Source organism: Weissella muntiaci (assembly GCF_008107635.1).
Classification (GTDB): domain Bacteria; phylum Bacillota; class Bacilli; order Lactobacillales; family Lactobacillaceae; genus Weissella; species Weissella muntiaci.
Genome location: NZ_SDGZ01000003.1, coordinates 38845 through 55916 on the forward strand (window position 1 = coordinate 38845; position 17072 = coordinate 55916).

Genomic DNA, 17072 nt, shown 5'->3' on the forward strand with positions numbered 1-17072 from the left:
CCTAAAATAAGATTTCTCTTAAGCGGGAGTCCCAGTTTCTATTATTAAATTGTTTAATAGAGCTAAATAACTTTCATAAAGAATTTCGTCCAACAATTTTCACTGTTAAAAGCTTATGACATTTATTTAACTAGGAATCTCTTCCCGATTAATAACCAAAGTTTAACAGATGTAGTTGAATTTTGTCCAGTATTTAGGATATTCGCGAATATCCATTTATATTCAACCTTTCTCCTTGGATCAGAACACATTATTTACTGATAAAAAACTTTTTAATCATTTGTCACAATATTTAAACAACGATACAAAAAAACATTCATTAACGGCGCTCGTTAAGGAATGCTTATATAAATTTTGTTTCGAACCGGTTCTCAGTGTTTACGACTGTCCTTCAATGATTGATTTGCGCTCATAATCTGTTGACGTGCATCTAGCATCGAAATGAACCACATCACCAGGTAAATTGTCACGAAAATGATCGTGTAGTAAACCAACCAAAGCACGTCCAGCGGAAACCATCCAGCAATAATGGCCAATGGTGTGAACAGGGCAAAAACAACTATAAAATGGGTCAGCGTTTGTCTAGTAATACTCCAGCGTTCGACGGTGAAAATTTGGCTGGCAATTCCAAAAACGATTCCCATCAACATCCAAAGGATCGCCGCAACCACTGTTGCAGTCAAAGGTGAATGGAATTGATTATTGAACATCGGACTAGATGGTTCAAGATAATTAGCATTAAAAGCTACGGAAAAGAATAATGCAACCATAAAGCCAACCGCAATTCCGATTACCCCACTGTTAAGGGTCGTTTTGATAAACTTAGTCATTTTAGTAACTCCTTTCGTAGCACGGACAAACACCGCCTTGAAACATAGGTCGTTTTACCATTAGTTAACAGAACCAGATACGATCCACGTTTTGACAATTCAAATTCGCGAATGCAGGCTGTACGGACAATCTCACCACTGGAAAGTTTTACAAATTGCTTCTTTGATAAACTCTCAACTAATTCATAAATGCGTTTCTGAATATAGTAACTTCCGATTGTGCTCTCACAAACAACACGTTTATTATCTGTATAAAAGCGAATCACGCTCGCTAACGGTATGCGGACGACTTTATCTGATGTCCGACTGATTACCTCAACTTCTTGAGTGATGTCCTCAATTGCGCTTTGGAGGTCAATAATCGTTTGATCCTGCTTAGTCGCATTAATTGTTATAAAGGGTTCAATGATTTCTTTTTCAATATTGAGCTCAATTTTCATAGCAGTATCCTTCTTTCACAATTGATATTACTAGTCACATTAAGGATTGAACAGACTTAATAGATAAATGGTTATTCTGAACCGATAATTGGCATAAAAAGGCACGTTACCTGTCCTCCGGTAACGTGCCTTTTTTACTTTTTAATGCAGTTGTGCAATAAATCGATCAAAACCTTCTCGACCCTGGTCGGTGTTTTTATAAACACCGGCGTCTGACAAGACCTGGATAAAGACTTGTCCAATGGCCTCCTGAATTCGGTTTTCTACATTTTCAGGAGTGCATCCCCCAACCGTCATTAATGATTTAACCCATGGTTGATGTTTTGTTGCAATCTGACGCAACTCCCTACGTCCGAGAAGTACATCTGCCACGTCTGCTAATTCATTTTTTAAACGGCCTGGAAGAATTGCCAGACCCATAACTTCGATTAAACCAATGTTTTCTTGTTTGATATGTTGAACTGCTTGGTGCGGATGAAAGATTCCATCTGGGAAATCGGTCGAGCGCCCATTGTCACGCAAAACTAACGCAAGTTGATACTTTCCACCTTCCTGCCAGGCAATTGGTGTGACGGTATGCTGTTGCTCATTTTCATTCGAGTATGCATTGATCATTAAGTCTGGGTCGGAGTATCCCTGCCAAGTCTGTCGAACTAACTCAGCTGCATCAATCAACTCAGCTTGGTAATGACTAGATAGTTTAATGACGCTCATTGGCCAATGAAGCACACCAGCACTCACAGATTCAAATTGAGGTAGATCAATTTTTTGTCGAACCGGTGCTTTCATCATTGCGAAGGTATGGCGACCACCTTGAAAATGTTCTTGTGATAGAATTGAGCCGCCAACGATCGGTAAATCAGCGTTGGATCCTATGAAATAATGCGGATATCGATCGACCCAGGCTAACAAATTAGTAAAGGTTTGTTTGGTAATATGCATTGGCTGGCGTTCCATCTCAACAAAAATGGCGTGTTCTGAGTAATAAGCATACGGTGAATAATGCCACCCCCACGTTTGCCCACCAATTTCTTCATAGATAAAACGATGTGTACTACGAGCAGCTGCACCAAGTCTGCCATAAAAGCCTTCATTATACTGATCTAGGACCGTTGGCGGATACGCAATTTTCTTTGCCCGACCAGCAGCTTCAATCTCTGCTGTGGTCTTTTCTGGCTTAGATAAATTAATCGTTATTTCAATATCGCCAAAATTAGTGTTGACTGTATAAGCAATATTATGTGCAATTGCTTGAACCTTAACATTCTCGATTTGCCGACTAAGCTCATAAAAACGATCAGTTGCTTGTTTTGCACTCACCTTATAATCACGCTTGAAGTTACTATTTAAGGTCGTCGGGCTAGGTGTAATGATATCTAACAGAGCAGCACGCCAAGCAGCGCTAGACCAGCTTGCATTCGTGTCAAAGCGTTGATTACTTGCTCCAAGTTTTTGGAGCTGATCAGCTAGCTCTGAAATTGCTTGATTTGGTGTACCGTGCAGTCCACTGATAAATTTTTCAACACCGAGGTGATGCAACACTAGATTCTCGCGATACGGAATTTCTAATCCGTCAAATGCGGTTAGTTTAACACCCCAGCTAACAAAATCGCTGACTAGTTGACTTGTAGCCTGATCCAAATCCGTTTGCATAACAATATTCCCTCTCTATAATTCTGCAGTTCCCCTTACAATCTCGGCAAGATAGAAGGACGCAGGGTAACCAATTTCAGCTTGATAAAGTTCGCCGACATTCTTGATAAAATCGCTAGCAGTTGCCCGTGGCACTAGTGCAATTGCACTACCACCAAAGCCCGCCCCAGTCATACGTGCACCTAATACACCAGGCTGTAGCATGGCGGCATCAAACAAGGTGTCCAATTCTTCACCTGTGACCTCATAGTCATCACGTAATGATGCATGTGACTGCTGTAGTAATTCACCAAACTTGACTAAATCGTGCGCTTTGAGCGCTGAAGTAGCTATAATTGTCCGTTCATTTTCTGAGACCGCGTGTCGAGCACGTCGTAGTACCGTCGAATCGGTAATTGCGTCTTGATATTTTTCAAAAGTTGCTAAATCAAGTTCGCCAAGGCTTGCCAGATTTGGAAGAACGGTCTGTAATTCCTTCAAGGCAAGCTCAGTTTCGTCGCGACGTTCATTATACTTTGAATCAACCAATTCACGCTTTTTATTGGTTGTCATAATGATTAACTCATATTCTCCAAATTCGGCGGGAACCAATTCATAATCCATGGTATTAACATCAAGGAAAATGGCCTTCTCCTTTTCACCGAAACCAATTGCAAATTGATCCATAATTCCTGTTCGTAGACCTAGATAATCATTTTCAACCTGCTGACCAAGTTTGACGATGTCAAGACGCGCAATATGTAACTTAAAAGCAGCGTTTAACATCTCACCAATCAACAATTCCAAAGAGGCTGATGACGACAATCCGGATGCATTTGGCATGTCACCAACAATTCCAAGGTTGAAGCCCCGTTCGACTCGATAACCGGCTTGCTTTAATTCATATAATACACCACGGACATATTTTACCCAACTATCATACTTGCGTGGAGCAAGATCATTCAAATTGAAACTAACGACACCCACATCCGGAAAATTCGCCGAGAAAACATGAATCTCTTGATCGTCACGTAAAGTTAATGCACCATAAGTACCGATACTGATTGCAGCTGGAAAAACGTGTCCACCATTGTAATCGGTGTGTTCGCCAATTAGATTAATTCGTCCTGGTGAGAAATATAAGTAGTCTGCTGGGCTGTCGAAGCGTTCAATGAACGATGCTTGTAACGACGCTTTTAAATCTTTTTCTAAAGTTTCCATATTTATTTCCCCTCTGCGGCTTCTTTAGCTGTTAAACGGACCTTGAGCTCATCAACAATCTTAGTATGACTTTCTTCAGTTAAGGTCACCTTACGCCAGAAAATGATGGTTGAAATCACGATCAAAATCATCGGTCCGTAAAACATGAAGGTCTTAAATTGCGTCAAACCACTGGCTGTTATATCGGCCGCTTTGGCTGTTCCAGTCATTCCAGCTGCAACGGCCGCAAAACCAACAACGCCGTTTGCAACAGCTCCAGCCAATTTGTCCAGTAATGGCCGAATTGCCAAGGTTACAGATTCATTACGGGTACCATTCTTCCATTGACCGTATTCAACACTATCAGTAATTGTCATTAAGACGACTAAAAACATGATCGGATATGGTGTAAAGAATAGGGTTACTGCAATCAAAACCAGCGGAATATTTGATCCCACGAATAAGAACAGCGTGTATCCCAACAACATAATAATGGCGCCACTTAGAAAGATTAATTTTCTTTGCATAAAGCGACTCAAAACTGGGAAGATCGCAACTGCAATCATCCCTTCGATTGCAGTAAAGATTCCGACTAGATAAAAGCTATGCTCAGCCCCTAATACATATTTAAAATAATATAGCAGCATCGAATTTGTGACTACATACGCCAGGGCAAAGATAATATATGAAATTGCTTGCCACATTAATTGATCATTTTGACCAACAACCTTGAAAACTTTAAAGACGGAGGTCTTTTCTGTATTCCGTCGCACAATATTATCTTCTTCCTTTGTTCCAAAGACGGTTAAAAGGGTTCCCACGTATGCAATAATTGCGATAATAATTGCAAACCATGTCCACCCAGCTTGCGACTCATTTCCCGAACTAGCACCAAACACACCCGAAAAGAAGAGCACCAATGGTATCACAACGATTTGTACACCTTGCGCTCCTAATGTTGATCCAAACCGAGCGACTGTTCCGAATTTAGCACGTTCGCGATTGTCCAAACTTAACGCTGGCAACATGGACCAAAAGGCAATATCCTTGAACGAATAGACTGAGTCTAACAAAACAAAGACAATTCCGAATAAGATTAAATAAAGTGTTGGATTCGCAGTCGCTAATCCGCCAAAATCAGTGAAAATAATTACTAAGAATATTGAACTTAACGCACCAGCAATTACCAACCAAGGCTTGAACTTCCCCCACTTGGTCCGTGTGTTATCAACAACACCCCCGATAATCGGATCAAAGAATATTTCGACTAGTCGAATGACCAAGATCATCACCGTTACTAGCTGAATCATATGATTATTGAACGCGCTATCCGAACTAGTAAATAGTTGGCTAGTCACAAAGATCATAAAGTATGTGCTTAAAGTTGCATAAAAGGCATCATGCCCAAATGCCCCCGCGGCATAAGATAGATATTGCCCGACACGTTTCATTACGTCCCCTCCAAAGTTCCCAAAATACTTATAAGAAAAACAATACATTCCAATTATAAAGCGCTTACATTTCTAGAGTTGGACGATTGGAAACAAATAGGCGGACGAAACGAAACTAACGCTCGCAAAAAAAGCCTCTTTTGCATTTCTACAAAAGAGACCGTCAATTAATATAAATTATAGATATTAGTACCACTTATTCAAAATCATGTCATCAGTGGGCAACAAGTGGTTTAGTGTAAAAATTACGCGCTTAATCATTGTCTTTACCAATTTCCCTTTCAACTTTATCTCGCCTTTAATTATAAGCCAAACCCCACCCCAATAGGGTTAGAAGATCCTAATATTTTAACTTAGCTAACTTTCATAAAGGCGTGTAGTTCTCTTATTTTTCTACCCTAATATAATCATTTTTGACAGAATGGTAGAATAGTTACTATGAATATCTAAGTAAGGACGATTAATTGATATGGAATTGTTTTCGGATAATGCGAAAAACCTGGCATTCTTTCATCACAAAATGAAACGTGACTTGTTTGATGTTGTTAGCTATCAAACGCTTTTGAACCAGGCGGATAAACATAGTGATTTCTATCGTTTTGCAATGAATGACGTCAATGAGAACCCTGAACTTGATCTGGAACTTCCTATGCAAGATCTATGGTTGCAGCGTTTGAAGCTACTTTTAAATACTCCAAGTATCGACCAGCAAAATAGTAACCAATTAAAGCAAGTCTATCGAGATTTAACGCATGATTTAGCGCTAAGTGACTCACAACAAATCATTTTCTCGCAACTTGCTCAGAGTAAGGCGCTGTTTGCAACAATTACCGGTCAGGCCGGAAGTGGGAAATCTTATTTAACTGCGCAGCTAATTAAGCATTTGGTCACTAATCAGCTTCAGACAGCAGTCTTAACCCCTACACATGTCGCCAGTACAAATATCAACCAACTGATTGACCAGGCACGTGAAGTTCGCTTTGACCAAGATATGACAGCCAATAAACTTCAGGCAGCCGATCGAAGCGATATGATTAGCGTCAGTACTTTAACAAGTTGGATGTTCCGAATGGCAGCAGATTCAATGGAGATCGCACAGCACGGTCAATTGACCAACAACGATCAACGCACAGCCCCACAGTATGATTTGATTGTAATTGACGAGGCCTTTGCAGCAAATGCAATCGGTCTTCTAGATGTTTTTCTATTTGCTTTATTAACTTCAACGCCAGTAATTTTAATCGGTGATCCACATCAATTATCGGCTATCCAAAATCCGCCTCAACCACTTTTTGATCTATTACGGCAAGCCAAAGTCCTGTTTGACACCGACCAGCTACAGCTTGTGCAACGGACTAATTCGGATGAGATCATCCACTTTTCACGAGCCATTTTGAATAACAATCTGAATGACTACAAAGAACACTACTTTCTACCTAATCTGACACTCCCACCGGCAGCCCTACTGGCAACTAGTGATTTCGATACGGAGGTCAACCTTGAACACTACTTATCACAGACTTTTATGATAAATTCTAAGGATCATGGTTTGGATAGTATTATTTTGGTACCAACGAATGAGAAACGGCGACAGCTTGCTGAACAGATTCAATCCCAGTATCTAAATCAGGATCCTCAAGTTGAGTATCTAACATTATCTGGCGAGCACATGATCACTATGCATGTGGGTGATATCATGATGATTATGGAATCTCAATTAGTTCATGATTGGACCAGTGGTCACCCTAGTAAGGAAACACTGCATTTACGAGGTGCAACGCGAATTGAGATCTTAGATCTTTTTCCTAACGATGAAAACGGCGAACCGGTCAATCGGGTGGCTTTTGACACCATCACTCCGACAACTTATGCTTATAAAATCCAGATTCGGGTGCCCGATTTGGATAATCAAAAGATCATCGTTGATTTGATGGAACGATCATCTTCAGGCTTTAACCCGGGTATGTACAGTCCAGATGTTCATGAACTATATCGTGATTTGGAGCTGGGGTATGTAGCAACCGTCAATAAAGTTCAAGGTCTAACAATTGACCATGTCTACTTTTATCTTGATCGTGACTATCCACATTTAAATCGCAACCTGATTTATAGTGGCATTACGCGTGCACGGCAATCGATTCAATTAATTGTGGACCCACAACTGTTACGGAATACTTTAGAAAAAAATTCTAGAAAAAACGCAGAACAACAAGCCATTACAATCAAGGAGCCTTGATGTAAATAGTCGCGCTGTTCTGCGTTATTTTATAATTTATAAATCGATGGATTTACTGTTGATTTGAAGGCATAAGATAGAATCTCGATTACTGTCATCATCTGCTCATAACTCACCAGTGGCTCGGCTCCATTGATGATGGTCTCATAGAGTGAGTCATAGACCATTCCATAATCACCCCGAGGACTTTCAATGTAACGATCAAGCCAGTCGCCATTTTGATTAACATAGTGCACTTGTCCGTAATTTTGACTAGCCTCTTTGCCAAAAAATGGATCATCTGGCATGATATTGGCCTTTAAGTCATACTCTTGTTGGTCAATATCAAATTTAATGTATCGGCCTTGCTTTCCGTAAACGAGCCATTTTGGATACGAAATGGCCGCCATTTCAGATGACTGAACCTTCGCCTTGAAATCGCCGTAATAAAGATCAACTTCGAAATGATCTTCAATTTCTGAATCGCAATTGCCAATCTTGCGTAAATCATAGCCAACTTTATCTGGCCGGCCAAAGAGTGATACGATTTGGTCGACTAAATGAACGCCATGACCGTAAAATGTGCCATCAATCTGATCACCATTTTGAACCTCCGCAGATGGACGATAATGATCCATGTGAACTTCCAGGTCGATCAATTCGCCCAGATAGTCTGCAGATAGAACCCGCTTTAAGGCTTGGAAATCAGAGTCAAAGCGGCGATTTTGAAATGGCATTACTAACACATGATTTCTTTTAGCGATATCAATCAACTCGGCCAACTCAGACGGACTGGTTGCGATTGGCTTATCGACTAATACGTTCTTTCCAGCTAGCAGTAATTCTTTTGCCACTGAAAAATGACTCTTAGCAGGTGTCACAACGACGACTGCATCAATTGTTGCATCATCAATAATGTCTTGAATGTTTGTTGAAAAGATTGTTCCGCGAGCAGTCCATGCAGCTTGCTCTTCAGGCCGTTTATTTAAAGTCGGCGTTACAATTCGGACAACTTCAATGTTTTCACGTAGTTTAACATATGGTAAATGGTAACGATTTGTCGATTTCCCAAAACCAATGTATGCGATGCGCATTTTTTTATCCATGGTTAGCGACCCTCTTTTTACTTGTAATTTATTTAGTATACGCTTTTTTTAAGTTTTCTCATACTCATATCAGCTTTGCTATAATTAAGAAAACTAGCAAAAGGATTCCCGATATGAATAATCTAAGTACACTCCGAAACTTTTTCATGCTGTCATTACAGGATGTTGCAGGTGCCCTAAACTTGACGACGGCCGAATTATCACAAATTGAGAATGGCGACTTTATACCGTCAGTTGCAACTTGGCAAGCACTGGCTGAATTTTATGCGGATAAGTTCCATGTCCCAGCTTTGCCCGACATGGACGAACCAGTTCATTTCCGACTATCAATTGATTATTTAATGAATATTGGCATAACTATGAATGATTTACTTGCAATGCAGTGGTACTTCAATAACACGCGCTCTGAGCTAGGTGACTTCTCATTAGCTTTATATCAAAGTAATCAACCTATCATTGAGGAGCGCCTGACCGATTTGAGTCAGATTTTCCAACGGTTTGCCGGTTATTTACTCCTCAATCATGATGGCACGTTAAATGCCTTTATTGACGAGAAGAATAATAACCATCAGAGTGACTGGCGCCTTCTCTTATATAAAAAGGACAGCTTGATGTTAGATGTGACGGCTGAACTAATCTATTTCACTGAATTGACCAATTATACCATCATGTAGCCTTTCAAAAGCGTCCGGTAACTAACTGGACGCTTTTTTAACGTCTCAAATAAATCGGCAAGGAAATTCGGCGTCCAACTGCACCTGCCAGACTGGTAACGATTATAGCCTTGATTAAAGCTAGTGGAATAAAACTAATTAAGCCAATCATAATGCCGTGATACCAAGAAATCTGCATTGCAAAGGTCAACCAAATTGTGCCAATCGCCAATTGAAGCAGAGCTGCAGATATATTTAACATCAGAATTCGTGTGATTGATCGAGATTGTTTGAGTCCTGCTGAGATAATTAAGGGGAAAATTAACATTCCCAGTAAATAACCTCCGGTTGGACCAACAAAAGCACCTAGTCCACTCGACCACCCTGCAAATACGGGCAAACCAAGCAACCCCAATACCAAATAAGTAGTCACGGCCGAAAGACTGACACTTGGCATCACTAAACTAGCAATTAACGGAATAATCAAAGTTTGGAGTGTAAACGGTACTGGTCCCAAGGGGATTGATAATGGTGCAATCACTGCAATTATAGCGGCTAACATTGCTGCCAGCGCCAATTTTCTTATACGCATGCGCGCCTCCTAAGAATAATCTAAGACCAAGATGGGCTTGTACTGAAATTAGAGAAATATAAAATGAATAAGTGCAATTGTGCAAATTTCAGTTCAAAGTTTCGAGCCTCCACCCAATATTTTGTATATCATCTGGCCTCTGAAAGAATTATAATTGCTAAGTGACTTTATGTAAACAAATTTATATATTATGTCAAATAAAAAAGGAAGTTAGTTTGATCTAAATGCATACTAACTTCCTTTATTTAATTGTCCAACCACCATCAATCGTGAGTACCTGCCCTTGCATATAACTTGCTTGTGGACTTGTGAGGAAGAGTGTCAAATCAGCAACCTCTTGAGCCTGCGCCCACCTTCCAACCGGGGTCTCATCCGCTACCTGAGCAGCCATCGCACCATTGCCCGCAAAATCAGCCGCATTCATCGGAGTTGCAATTGCCCCAGGTGCAATTGCGTTGATCCGAATTGTTTTGGCATAATCAAGTGCCAATTGACGCATCCATCCGACCAAGCCATGCTTAGCAGTTGTATATGCTGCCCCACCACCACCAGCAATACTACCTGCAATGGAGGCCATGAAAATAATTTGCCCTGCGTTCTCTTTTAATGTGTCTAGCAAAAACTGACTGATCTGAATTGGCGCAAAAAGATTAACTTGTAGATTATTTTTAATAGCCTGGTAGCTAGTGTCGCCAGCTGGAATAAAACCGTCCAAAACACCTGCCGTGCTCAAAAAGATCTGCACCTGCTGGAGAATTGATTGGTGCTCTTGCAGCCAAGTTGTGAGCGCTTGTTCATCAGCTAGATCTAATTTATAAGTTAATAAACGTTCATTTATGAATTGAATCGGCTGCCGATCAATCGCAATTACGGTTGCACCTTGTGCCAGATAGGTTGTCATCTGAGCGTAGCCGATCCCAGAGGCCGCCCCTGTGATCAAGATTGTTTGGTTTTGATAATTTTGTGTTAGCATATTATACCGTCAAATCGATGTATTTGTTGATTAAATAGAAAAGGACCGCCCCTAAGACTAGCGCTGCAAACTCGCCGATCGCAACCGTACCAAATGTAATCCAAAACGGTGCTTTTAAAACAAAGTATAACTCTGCCGCAACCACCCACATCATGGCTGTATCAATCAAAGTTGAAACAACTAATTTCAATTTAAGCGACTTGATCCGGCGAGTAGCGAAATATGTCATGGTTGTCATTACTAATGTTCCCAACGTTCCAACGATCATATCAATCGGACCAAGGCTTGAAGACATGTTGGCGATAAATACACCAAGTGTTAGCGCCCAGATATAGCGTTTATTGAAAACAGCTAGATGGTTTAAAGCTTCTGAAACGCGAAATTGAATCGCACCGTAGGATAGTGGCTTGATTAAAGTCGTGATAACGACATAGATTGCAGCAACAACCGCAATTAATGCTAGTTGTCGAGCATGTGAACTAGTTTGAATTTTTGTTGGCTTCTCCATGATATAGCTCCTAGTTTTTTTACGAGGGATGGTAGATGAACCTCGTTATTTTGACAATATAACTGAGTTTAGCACAAAAATGGGCAAACAAAAAGTGAGCACCAACAATGCGCTGCTCACTTTCAAGTCAATTATTCACCAATTTGTAACTTTAACTCTAGGACAGTATCACGCAGACTAGCTGCCTCCTCAAAGTCGAGTCGCTTAGCGGCCGCCCGCATTTGATCCTCAAGGTTAGCGATCATCTTGTTTTGATCATCACGTGCCATATCCTGAAAGGCAGTCTCAGTAAAGCTACCCGTACCCTTGTCGTCACCGTCAGTTGCATGACTAACTGCAATCAAGTCACGAATATCCTTTTTGATTGTATGCGGAGTAATATCATGTTCAGTGTTATAGGCAGTTTGAATGCTTCGTCGTCGAGCAGTTTCTTCCATTGCGCGAGTCATCGAATCGGTTTGCCGATCAGCATACATAATGACATGCCCATTCTCATTACGAGCCGCCCGCCCGATTGTTTGAATCAGCGAACGAGTGTTTCGCAAAAAGCCTTCCTTGTCAGCATCAAGAATGGCGACAAGTGATACTTCGGGAACATCGATTCCCTCACGCAAAAGATTGATTCCTACTAATACATCGAACTTACCAAGCCGCAAATCACGAATGATTTCTGTTCGTTCAAGAGTTTTGATGTCAGAATGTAGATATTTAACCTTCACACCGACATCTTGTAGATAATCAGTTAAATCTTCGGCCATCTTTTTGGTTAAAGTGGTGACAAAGACACGCTCGTCCTTTGCCACACGCTCATTGATTTCACCTAACAGATCATCAATTTGCCCCATGACTGGTCGAACCTCGATTTCAGGATCAAGAAGTCCAGTTGGTCGAATAATTTGTTGGGCAATGTCTTCTTCACTGACACGACCATTCTCATAGTCGCCAGGTGTCGCAGACATGTAAATAATCTGATTGACGTGCTCTTCAAATTCTTCCAATCGTAACGGCCGGTTATCTAATGCAGATGGTAGCCGGAAGCCATAATCAATCAAGGTCTCCTTCCGGGCCTTATCGCCATTATACATTCCACGAATTTGAGGCATTGTAACGTGTGATTCATCCACAACGATTAGAAAATCATCTGGGAAGAAGTCTAGCAGCGTAAATGGTGGCTCACCTGGTGCACGACCATCCATATGACGTGAGTAATTCTCAATTCCTGAGGTGAAGCCCATTTCTCGAATCATCTCAATGTCGTACTCTGTTCGTTGCTTAAGTCGTTGCGCTTCTAATAACTTACCCTCGTCTTCGAAAACTTTAAGTTGCGTATCTAGCTCTGCCTGAATTGTCTTCAGCGCCCGCTCACGAATCTTATCATTGGTCATAAAGTGAGTTGCTGGGAAAATTGTTGCTAAATCTAAGTCTGCTGTAATTTCACCGGTGAGCGAATCAACCTCGCGAATCCGGTCGACCTCATCACCAAAGAATTCAATGCGGATTGCTTTTGCGTCAGAAGATGCTGGGAAAATCTCTAAAATATCGCCGCGCGCTCGGAAACGTCCACGCTGAAAGTCGATATCGTTCCGTTGAAATTGAATATCAACTAGTCGCCGCATTAGATCGTTTCGTTCTAACGTATCACCAATACGGATGTTGATTACGTGATCATTATATTGATTTGGATCACCAAGTCCGAAGATTGATGAAACTGATGCAACTACAATGACATCATTTCGCGCCAATAGTGAGGCGGTTGCCGAATTACGGAGCTTATCAATCTCATCGTTGATTGATGAGTCCTTCTCGATAAAGGTGTCTGAAGAAGGTACATAGGCCTCCGGTTGATAATAATCATAGTAGGAAACAAAGTACTCGACCGCATTGTTCGGGAAAAATTCCTTAAACTCACCATACAACTGGCCAGCAAGAGTTTTATTATGTGAAAGGACCAGTACGGGTTTGTTTGCCTTTGCAATTACATTTGAAATGGTAAAGGTTTTACCTGTTCCAGTTGCGCCAAGTAGGATTTGTTCTTTTTCACCTGCTGTCAAACCATCAACTAATTGGGTTATTGCGGCCGGCTGGTCACCGGTTGGTTCATATTTAGAGACGACATCGTATTGATAATCGCTTCGTCGATTAATCATGTAACCTATCCACCTTTTTATTTATTGAAAATGCCAATATATATGCGCTGTAAGCGTTCGGAGCCTGGAAATTCCTCAGCCAATAGTTCGGGTAACACTTTGCGGATGAAATAAGCCGATGATGGCATGTCTCTGAAAGCATAGATTGTTTCCAAACTCTCACGGTAAATATCCATAAAGACTGGTTCCGGATTACCTTTCTGTAATTCACCAAAAGCTTCATATAGTAGATCAACTTTATCAGCGACTGACAGGATCCGCCCCTCAAGAGTGTCATCTTTTCCTTCACTCAATCGGCGTCGGTAAACCGCCTGTAGATTCTCAGGAATTTCTGACTTAATAAAGTTCTCTGACAAAGATTCTTCGACCTCCGCTAGCATTTTCCGAAGTGGAGCTGAAGCATATTTAACAGGGGTCCGAATGTCACCGATAAAACGTTCTGTAATATCGTGATTCAAAGACTTCTCATATAGCATTCGCCAATCGACAACGTTGCCCGCTTCTTCTTCAATGTCACCCAAAAACTGTGCGACTTGGGTGACCTTCCATGAGTGTGCGGCTACCGAATGGGGCTGGTACTTGAAATACCCTGGGGCGCGCGTGATCATTTCTAGTTCATTTAATCCTGAAAGATATTGATGAATTCCCATTATGCCTTACCTCCGATAGATACATTTTATCCAATATAGCAAACTTATATCACCCTTGCAAATCTTTAATAATGAAAAAAATACACCTCTGTTAAACGTAGAGGTGTATCAATCAAAGCTTAGTTTTGCCGAGCGGTCATATAGGCACGCGTCATTGGCAAACCTTGTCCTGCAGCTCCCTTGGTCATTAGGAACTGAATCACATCAATATTACCGGACTCAAATGAAGCGGCACTCGCTTGTAGATAGAGGTCCCACATTCGTGCAAAAGGTGCTCCCTTTTCAGCAATTGTCTTATCATAGACTTGATGATAGTTACTAGTCCAAACTTCCAAAGTCTTTTGATAGTGGCGACGAAGTGGCTCAATATCATCTAATTGCAATCCAGCGTCCAAAATATGCGTTACATTTTCAGCGATATTTGGAATGTATCCACCTGGGAAGATGTATTTTTGGATAAATGGATCAACACCTTGGCCATAATGTTGACCAGTAATACCATGGATTAGCGCCCGGCCATTAGGAACTAACATATCGCTAACATCCTTGAAGTAAAGTGCTAGGTTTTCCTTACCAACGTGTTCGAACATCCCAACCGATGTGATGTAATCAAATTGATCATCAACATCACGGTAATCAGTCAAAGAAACGTGGACCTTATCTTCAAGACCAAGTTCCTTGACCCGAGCCGTTACAAAGTCATACTGCTCCTCAGATAGCGTCACACCATATGACTCAACCCCATACTCTTGAGCAGCCATGATGATTAGCGTTCCCCAACCTGAACCAATATCAAGCAACTTCTTACCAGGTGTAATATGAAGCTTGTCCAAGATATGATGAACCTTCGCTAGCTGGGCCTCTTCAAGTGTAATATCATCACGATACCAGTATGCACTTGAGTAAGTCATTGAAGGATCAAGCCATTCTTTGTAAAAGTCGTTACCAATATCATAATGGCTGTGAATGTCCTTTGCAGATTGGCGCTTATCATGTCCTTTTAGCATTTTAACAAGTGAACGACCAAAGCCACTTTGGTCCATTAAAAATGATCCTGACTTCCGATAAGCTGATGCAATCAACTCTTGAATGCTACCCTCGATTTCAATATCACCATTCATATATGCTTCTGCTAATACCAATGTAGGCATTCCAGCCAGATCAGATAATTGAACCTTTTCGTTCAACTTTAAACTGACAACCGGTGATCCTGCACCATATTGCTCTACAGTACCGTCCCAATATGTAACACTAACTGGGATATCAAAAGCATTTGCTAATAGTTTAGTAAAAACCGTTTTCTCCAACATTTAATTCCACACTTCTTTCAAAAGAATAATATAGAACTATTCTACACCTTTTTATAATAAATGCCCGGCATAAACCATTTTATTCTATGCTCAAAAGATGTTGAACGCTTTGAATATGTAGATTAAAAAAGACAATTCCAAGAGGAATTGTCTTTTTTTGCTAGATTATTAATATGAACCTAAAATATTCACTTCATACTTTGAAGAATTAGTTTTCTTAACTAATAATGCTTGTACACCATCTGTTGTTTGAATGCGAATTTGAATATTAGCACTATTTGGTAAATATGATGGTGCCTGAGTGGCAACATAATCCGCAAAACTTTGGATCTCAGTCTCAGAATAGAATTGTGTCGTAATGGTTATGTTCAATCCTGACAAAGTGGAGTCATCATAACGTGCTTGTCCTGTCATTGAGGCCACATTCGGGAAGAAATTTTCAACCTTCGTCTGGAAATTATTGAAGCTAGTGTTCAATTGTTCCGCAACACTCTTGTTATTAGAAGTCCCTTCTTGCATTGGTAAAACAACCGTTGTCTGGCTCAAGTTAGTAAATGAATCAAGTGAAGTACCGTTTGTAGAACGGGTCCACTGGTAAAAATTACCACCAACCAAACTATCATCAGGTGATTGTGCGAAGAGCGCCACATAAATTGGCGTATCGGCACTAATGCCACTAATTTTACGATAACGTGCAACAACCTCAGCTGCGATCGTCTTACCTTGGGCGATTCGATCAGCGTCAGAAATATCCTGTGTATATGTTGCTCCGTATTCTTCCTTTTGGTACGAGTCTTGCGTGTTCATAGCTAGCCCTAGCACAACGCCACTCAATTTTAGATCAGATCCTGACTGAGTCATGAAATCCTGTTCCTCAATTGATTGTAAGTACATTGGATTACGCCCGCTATCTGTCTTACCATTATCCTCAGGATTCAATCCATCAGGATTCGTCGAAGATTTACGACCGAGCCAATTGGTTGCAACAGAACTCGTCAAATACTGTCCTTCTTGAAAAACATACTTACTAGTCGAAAACTGACTTTTTGAAAAATTCAACAAGCCGCTTTCAAAACTTTGTGTACTAAAATTGTTTGCATTGTTTGTAACAGTGATTCCACGTGCCTTTGACACAAGATAACTACCATTTTTAACTACGGTTTTATAAGCCGAACTATCACTCGTTGATGTAACGGCAACACCTTTACTGCTCTTTTTACTACTTTCAGTGGTGGTATTTGATGAAGAATTCTTTGAAAAGAAATTACCAAAAAATACTAATGCACCACCTAATACAATAATAGCGAGGATGGAACCAATCCATTTTAATGCCCGCATGTTCGTCTCCTTTATTCCCTTAATAAC

General features: G+C 40.8%; 15 protein-coding genes. 2 read left to right on the plus strand and 13 right to left on the minus strand.

The genetic code is table 11. The features are described from left to right. Positions 1-371: 371 nt before the first annotated feature. The 5 genes from ESZ50_RS00255 to ESZ50_RS00275 all read right to left on the minus strand — a co-directional run bounded on the left by ESZ50_RS00255 (position 372) and on the right by ESZ50_RS00275 (position 5553). Positions 372-830 carry a DUF3021 domain-containing protein gene (locus ESZ50_RS00255; protein ID WP_148621588.1) on the minus strand — a complete coding sequence of 153 codons (459 nt, stop codon included), beginning with the start codon at positions 828-830 and terminating at the stop codon, positions 372-374. Further along, a complete protein-coding gene (locus tag ESZ50_RS00260) occupies positions 827-1270 on the minus strand; it encodes a LytTR family DNA-binding domain-containing protein (protein WP_148621589.1) in 444 nt (147 codons plus the stop codon). The genes ESZ50_RS00255 and ESZ50_RS00260 overlap by 4 nt, the downstream gene beginning before the upstream one ends. 141 nt (positions 1271-1411) lie before the next feature. Then, entirely contained in the window at positions 1412-2923 is a 1512-nt protein-coding gene (locus tag ESZ50_RS00265; protein WP_148621590.1) for a UDP-glucose--hexose-1-phosphate uridylyltransferase, read from the minus strand. A gap of 15 nt (positions 2924-2938) precedes the next feature. Beyond that, a complete protein-coding gene (locus ESZ50_RS00270; protein WP_148621591.1) occupies positions 2939-4123 on the minus strand; it encodes a galactokinase in 1185 nt (394 codons plus the stop codon). 2 nt (positions 4124-4125) lie between these two features. After that, on the minus strand, positions 4126-5553 hold the full coding sequence (locus ESZ50_RS00275; protein WP_148621592.1) for a glycoside-pentoside-hexuronide (GPH):cation symporter: 1428 nt from the start codon (positions 5551-5553) through the stop codon (positions 4126-4128). A 469-nt stretch (positions 5554-6022) separates the two neighbouring features. Here ESZ50_RS00275 and ESZ50_RS00280 point away from each other — a divergent pair, with 469 nt between their 5' ends. Next, positions 6023-7789, plus strand: coding sequence for an ATP-dependent DNA helicase (locus ESZ50_RS00280; RefSeq protein WP_148621593.1), 1767 nt, complete (start codon positions 6023-6025; stop codon positions 7787-7789). 29 nt (positions 7790-7818) lie between these two features. Here the strand turns inward: ESZ50_RS00280 and ESZ50_RS00285 are convergent, their stop codons facing one another. Further along, positions 7819-8874 carry an oxidoreductase gene (locus tag ESZ50_RS00285; protein ID WP_246111484.1) on the minus strand — a complete coding sequence of 352 codons (1056 nt, stop codon included), beginning with the start codon at positions 8872-8874 and terminating at the stop codon, positions 7819-7821. A gap of 113 nt (positions 8875-8987) precedes the next feature. On the opposite strand from ESZ50_RS00285, the gene ESZ50_RS00290 reads away from it, so the two are divergent. After that, a complete protein-coding gene (locus ESZ50_RS00290) occupies positions 8988-9548 on the plus strand; it encodes a helix-turn-helix domain-containing protein (protein ID WP_148621594.1) in 561 nt (186 codons plus the stop codon). 37 nt (positions 9549-9585) lie between these two features. Here ESZ50_RS00290 and ESZ50_RS00295 read toward each other — a convergent pair whose 3' ends face one another. The 7 genes from ESZ50_RS00295 to ESZ50_RS00325 all read right to left on the minus strand — a co-directional run bounded on the left by ESZ50_RS00295 (position 9586) and on the right by ESZ50_RS00325 (position 17045). Then, on the minus strand, positions 9586-10119 hold the full coding sequence (locus tag ESZ50_RS00295) for a biotin transporter BioY (protein WP_148621595.1): 534 nt from the start codon (positions 10117-10119) through the stop codon (positions 9586-9588). Between the two features lie 241 nt (positions 10120-10360). After that, positions 10361-11092, minus strand: coding sequence for a 3-oxoacyl-ACP reductase (locus ESZ50_RS00300; protein WP_148621596.1), 732 nt, complete (start codon positions 11090-11092; stop codon positions 10361-10363). Position 11093: 1 nt separating this feature from the next. After that, positions 11094-11600, minus strand: coding sequence for a QueT transporter family protein (locus tag ESZ50_RS00305; RefSeq protein WP_148621597.1), 507 nt, complete (start codon positions 11598-11600; stop codon positions 11094-11096). 131 nt (positions 11601-11731) lie between these two features. After that, a complete protein-coding gene (gene uvrB, locus ESZ50_RS00310; protein ID WP_148621598.1) occupies positions 11732-13747 on the minus strand; it encodes an excinuclease ABC subunit UvrB in 2016 nt (671 codons plus the stop codon). 17 nt (positions 13748-13764) lie between these two features. After that, complete coding sequence (locus tag ESZ50_RS00315; protein ID WP_148621599.1) at positions 13765-14397, minus strand: YfbR-like 5'-deoxynucleotidase; 633 nt, start codon at positions 14395-14397, stop codon at positions 13765-13767. A gap of 119 nt (positions 14398-14516) precedes the next feature. Next, positions 14517-15707, minus strand: coding sequence for an SAM-dependent methyltransferase (locus ESZ50_RS00320; protein WP_148621600.1), 1191 nt, complete (start codon positions 15705-15707; stop codon positions 14517-14519). A gap of 168 nt (positions 15708-15875) precedes the next feature. Continuing rightward, the gene (locus ESZ50_RS00325) at positions 15876-17045 is read right to left on the minus strand and encodes a CamS family sex pheromone protein (RefSeq protein WP_148621601.1); all 1170 of its coding nucleotides are present in this window, start codon (positions 17043-17045) and stop codon (positions 15876-15878) included. Positions 17046-17072 lie beyond the last annotated feature (27 nt).

Excerpts from the sequence above, each read along its gene's own strand:
- ESZ50_RS00255 (WP_148621588.1), bottom strand. The coding sequence starts at position 830 with ATGACTAAGTTTATCAAAACGACCCTTAACAGTGGGGTAATCGGAATT.
- ESZ50_RS00260 (WP_148621589.1), bottom strand. The coding sequence starts at position 1,270 with ATGAAAATTGAGCTCAATATTGAAAAAGAAATCATTGAACCCTTTATA.
- ESZ50_RS00265 (WP_148621590.1), bottom strand. The coding sequence starts at position 2,923 with ATGCAAACGGATTTGGATCAGGCTACAAGTCAACTAGTCAGCGATTTT.
- ESZ50_RS00270 (WP_148621591.1), bottom strand. The coding sequence starts at position 4,123 with ATGGAAACTTTAGAAAAAGATTTAAAAGCGTCGTTACAAGCATCGTTC.
- ESZ50_RS00275 (WP_148621592.1), bottom strand. The coding sequence starts at position 5,553 with ATGAAACGTGTCGGGCAATATCTATCTTATGCCGCGGGGGCATTTGGG.
- ESZ50_RS00280 (WP_148621593.1), top strand. The coding sequence starts at position 6,023 with ATGGAATTGTTTTCGGATAATGCGAAAAACCTGGCATTCTTTCATCAC.
- ESZ50_RS00285 (WP_246111484.1), bottom strand. The coding sequence starts at position 8,874 with ATGGATAAAAAAATGCGCATCGCATACATTGGTTTTGGGAAATCGACA.
- ESZ50_RS00290 (WP_148621594.1), top strand. The coding sequence starts at position 8,988 with ATGAATAATCTAAGTACACTCCGAAACTTTTTCATGCTGTCATTACAG.
- ESZ50_RS00295 (WP_148621595.1), bottom strand. The coding sequence starts at position 10,119 with ATGCGTATAAGAAAATTGGCGCTGGCAGCAATGTTAGCCGCTATAATT.
- ESZ50_RS00300 (WP_148621596.1), bottom strand. The coding sequence starts at position 11,092 with ATGCTAACACAAAATTATCAAAACCAAACAATCTTGATCACAGGGGCG.
- ESZ50_RS00305 (WP_148621597.1), bottom strand. The coding sequence starts at position 11,600 with ATGGAGAAGCCAACAAAAATTCAAACTAGTTCACATGCTCGACAACTA.
- uvrB (WP_148621598.1), bottom strand. The coding sequence starts at position 13,747 with ATGATTAATCGACGAAGCGATTATCAATACGATGTCGTCTCTAAATAT.
- ESZ50_RS00315 (WP_148621599.1), bottom strand. The coding sequence starts at position 14,397 with ATGGGAATTCATCAATATCTTTCAGGATTAAATGAACTAGAAATGATC.
- ESZ50_RS00320 (WP_148621600.1), bottom strand. The coding sequence starts at position 15,707 with ATGTTGGAGAAAACGGTTTTTACTAAACTATTAGCAAATGCTTTTGAT.
- ESZ50_RS00325 (WP_148621601.1), bottom strand. The coding sequence starts at position 17,045 with ATGCGGGCATTAAAATGGATTGGTTCCATCCTCGCTATTATTGTATTA.